General features: G+C 58.4%; 3 protein-coding genes. 2 read left to right on the forward strand and 1 reads right to left on the reverse strand.

Translation table 11 applies throughout. From position 1 onward, the window contains the following. Window positions 1-405: 405 nt before the first annotated feature. Entirely contained in the window at window positions 406-1,143 is a 738-nt protein-coding gene (gene ubiG / locus ABYV26_RS23615; protein ID WP_372683806.1) for a bifunctional 2-polyprenyl-6-hydroxyphenol methylase/3-demethylubiquinol 3-O-methyltransferase UbiG, read from the forward strand. Further along, window positions 1,112-1,927 (forward strand): bifunctional demethylmenaquinone methyltransferase/2-methoxy-6-polyprenyl-1,4-benzoquinol methylase UbiE, encoded by an 816-nt coding sequence (gene ubiE / locus ABYV26_RS23620; protein ID WP_372683807.1) that lies wholly within the window; start codon window positions 1,112-1,114, stop codon window positions 1,925-1,927. The genes ubiG and ubiE overlap by 32 nt, the downstream gene beginning before the upstream one ends. A 472-nt stretch (window positions 1,928-2,399) precedes the next feature. On the opposite strand, the gene ABYV26_RS23625 is transcribed toward ubiE, so the two are convergent. Then, the coding region (locus ABYV26_RS23625; RefSeq protein WP_372683808.1) for a UbiA family prenyltransferase at window positions 2,400-3,197 on the reverse strand (798 nt) is incomplete at its 5' end.

Genomic DNA, 3,197 nt, shown 5'->3' on the forward strand with positions numbered 1-3,197 from the left:
GAACGCAAAATCTATGTGGGCATCGGCATTAACCTAACCGACCTATTCAATCGTCACGGCTGGAAAAAAACGGCCACGCTGCTTCGCTACGTCCAGCTTCCCTATACCTCCATCAATGCCGAGCACAGTTTCGATTAGCCGGTTACCTCATGATGCTTCAGTACTGTCTGTATCCTAATGATATGACTATATCCCGTCGCCACCTTCGAAAACCGCCCCCCCTTTGTTCGACCATTTCCTTGATCCCTTTCCGGCCATCTGCTATTCCACATAGCAGTCCCGATATGAGGATGGCGATCGGTGAGCGGCTCGACTCACCCTGGTCCTCTCCCCCCGAAGGATCAGGGGAGATGGTGTCAAGATGCCGCCCCCACAGGTAATCAATTGATAGAAAATGAATTGGCAATGAACCCAACCGACAACATCGACGGCGGTGAAATCGCCCGATTTTCGGCCATGGCCGAGATCTGGTGGGACAGGAACGGTGACTTCAAGGCCCTTCACGACATCAATCCGGTGCGTCTGGCCTATGTACGTGACCGCACCGAGCTGCCGGCAAGGCAGGTATTGGATGTAGGTTGCGGCGGCGGCCTGCTGTCCGAAGCACTGGCCGCCTGCGGGGCGCGAGTGACCGGCATAGACATGGCCGAGGCATCCCTGGCCGTGGCCCGCGCCCACATGCAGCCCAGCGGTCTGGCCATCGACTACCGCCGGACCACGGCCGAGGCCCATGCCGAGGAAAAACCGGGACGCTACGACGTGGTGGTCTGCATGGAACTGCTCGAACACGTCCCCCGGCCGGCTTCGATCATCAATGCCTGCGCACGGCTGGTGCGGTCCGGCGGGGATCTCTTTTTCGCCACGGTAAACCGCACCTGGTTGTCATGGCTGCTGGTGATCGTTGCCGCCGAATACATCATGGGTATCGTCAGAAAGGGCACCCACGACTACCGGAAGTTGGTAAAGCCAAAAGAATTGATTCAATGGGGGGCCGATGCAGGTCTGAGCCTTGAGCATTTGTCCGGCCTACGCTACATCCCCTTAAACGGTTACGCGGCCCTGTGCCGCAGCACAGCCATGAATTATTTGATGCATTTTAGAAAGGATGTTGATGGCTCTCTGGAACAATCCCCGCTGGTTTGACGATAAAGAGCGACAGGAACTGCTGGACGACCACATTCGCGCCACCGGAAAAACCCGGTTCGGCATTCGCGAGTTCGAAGAGGAAAAAAAGGTGGATGCGGTGCGCATCCACTTCAACCGGGTGGCCCCCAAATACGATTTTATGAACTCGCTGCTCAGCTTCGGCATCCAGCATGCCTGGAAACGCGCCGCCGTGCGCATGCTCGGCGTGCGGCGAGGCGACATGGTGCTGGATGTGTGCGGCGGCACCGGCGACCTGGCCATCCTGGCGGCCCGGCGAACGGGCCCGACGGGACAGGTGACGATTTACGACATCAACTATGCCATGATTCAGGCCGGCCGTCACAAGATCGATCCCTTCCCTGCACTCGCCCATATCGGCTACGTCCAGGGCGACGCCGAGCGCATCGCCTTTCCGGACGACACCTTCGACTGCGCCATGGTGGGCTTCGGCATCCGCAACCTCACCCACCTGAAGCAGGGTTTTGCCGAAATGGTCAGGGTGCTCAAACCCGGCGGGCGGTTCCTGTGCCTGGAATTCTCACAGCCAACCAATGCGCTTTTCCGCAGCCTTTACGACTTCTACTCGTTCAACATCATGCCGGCCTTGGGCCAGCTGCTTGCAGGTTCTGCCGAATCCTACGCCTGCCTGCCCGAAACGATCCGCATGTTCCCCCTGCCCGAGGAGTTGGCGGGCATGCTGGCGGCGATCGGCTTGCGCAACGTGCGTTGGTCGTCCATGACCAATGGGATCAGTGTGGCGCATGTGGGAGTCAAACGTTGACGGCATCGTAAAAAGCCCGATATCTGCGTTACGCTTCATCCCTCGTCACTGCGGAGTACCTTATGTACGCCTCATTCCTCGGGATGGAACATGAATGTTCGCCGTAATGATGAAGATCGATATACGGTTCGCTCGCCATAGCTCGCTTTTGCGGCCCGCAAGCCTTGATCTCGGGCTTTTTACGATGCCGTCGGAAATGTAACTTTTTTGCGAGTGCATCAACGTTAACGAACGGGCATCTTGCGGCTTGGACCGGCGTTAGAAAATATTTGATCGGGTTCGCGGATCCGAGGGTTCAAGGGGTCGCGTGAAGGGATTCTGTCGGCTTTGAGTTGGCGCACGGCCATCGATGGCAGGTTGAGGTTCAGATCAAGGCCGCAGGGTTTTTAAAACCGGAGGCGCAGCCGTGCTGCATCGAGGATGGCAAAAATCCGAGAACGCGGATATGGGCCTCAATATGCCATCGATCAACTTAAAAAAGCAGAAGACGGACCAATACCACCACAAACACACTCAAGGGAAAATGACTGGCCTTGTTGAACAGATCCATGGCTTTTTGGCGATCGTTGGCTTCAACCAGCCGCAGGACCGGCAGCAGCAGCAGCCAGACACCGACGCCGGCCAGGGCCAGCAGGTGAATCATCCCAAAGGTAAGCGGTGAGATCCACACCAGCAGGAAGGTAAACAGGAAGGCCGCAACCAGACAGGCCATGGCCAGCAAGCCGGCCCGCGCCAGCCCCAGCTCAACGGGGATGGTCCTGGCCTTGAAGCGGCGGTCCTCCTCGATGTCGGTCCAGTCGTTGGGGATGTTCTGCCCGCCGATCTCCCAGAAGAAAATCCAGCCGAAGAGGACGATTAGAAAGATGATCGACGGCTGGGGGTTGACCGCAAAAACGGCGGCCACGGCACCCAACGATTTGACGATACCGTTGATCAGTGTCCGCAAGGGCGTCACCCGCAGCAAGAGGCAGTAGATGGCCTCCAGCAGACCGCCGGCAAGAAAAATATAAAAGCACACCGGGTTGAGCAGCCAGGCCCCGACCATGGCCACCAGCGCCCATCCCCCAGCCCACAGGATGCCCTCGGGCAGGGTCAGCACCCCCTTGGCCAACGGATGGCGAACCAGTACGCCATCAAGGTAATCTTCGCCGTCCCCGTACCCGCCCATGCGGACTTTCTCCCGGTCCGTGCGATAGTCCACCAGATCGTTGAGGGCATAGACGGCCGTGTATCCGGCAAAACCGGTCACCAGCCCCAGCAGGATGATCGC

It is taken from the genome of Desulfosarcina sp. (genome assembly GCF_041551955.1).
Taxonomy (GTDB): Bacteria; Desulfobacterota; Desulfobacteria; order Desulfobacterales; family Desulfosarcinaceae; genus Desulfosarcina.

Excerpts from the sequence above, each read along its gene's own strand:
- ubiG (WP_372683806.1), top strand. The coding sequence starts at position 406 with ATGAACCCAACCGACAACATCGACGGCGGTGAAATCGCCCGATTTTCG.
- ubiE (WP_372683807.1), top strand. The coding sequence starts at position 1,112 with ATGGCTCTCTGGAACAATCCCCGCTGGTTTGACGATAAAGAGCGACAG.